Consider the following 736-nt stretch of genomic DNA (forward strand, 5'->3'; position numbering starts at 1 on the left):
CGTCACCGGCAACACAAACTACGGTATCTACGCCTACAACGATGCCGCGACGACGGACCTGACCATCACGCAGAGTGGTGGCACCATCGCCGGGGGCTCGTATGGCATCGGCACCGAACATCAGGGTACCGGGGCTACGACCGTGAGCGTCGCAGGCGACATCCGCGCGAGCAATTACGGTATCGATATTCTCAACGGTGCCACCACCACGGACCTGACGGTCACACAAAGCGCAGGGAACATTACCAGCGATGGCGATGGCATCCATGCCGAGAACCATGGCACCGGCGCAACGAATATCAGCGTCGCAGGCAGTGTTGTTGGCACCGTCAACGGGATCAGCGCCTACAACGACGAGAACGCCACGGATCTCAATATCACGCAAAGCAGTGGGGTCATCACTGGCGGCAACGGCATTGGCGCCGACAACCATGGCACCGGCGCGACAAATATCAGCGTCGCAGGCGAGGTCACGAGCGCTAACGGCACTGCCATCGAAGCTTACAACAGGGCAACGGCCACGGACCTGACCGTGACCCAGACCGGAGGAGCCATCACCGGCGGCACGGGTATCTATGCCGATAACCAGGGCACCGGCGCAACCCGCATCAGCGTGGCCGGTGATGTCCGGGGAGATATCCTCCACGGCATATATGCCCATAACAGCCGGTCGGCAACGGACCTGACCGTGACGCAAACCAGCGGAACCATCTCCGGCTTGCCATATGGCATCAGT

General features: G+C 61.1%; 1 protein-coding gene. It reads left to right on the top strand.

Annotated features, from left to right (window positions below; all coding sequences use genetic code 11):
* Positions 1 to 736: hypothetical protein (locus ACDA63_RS20145; RefSeq protein WP_373665090.1), on the top strand; the 736-nt coding region annotated here is incomplete at both ends.

This window comes from Uliginosibacterium sp. sgz301328 (assembly GCF_041807905.1).
Lineage (GTDB): Bacteria > Pseudomonadota > Gammaproteobacteria > Burkholderiales > Rhodocyclaceae > JBGVSA01.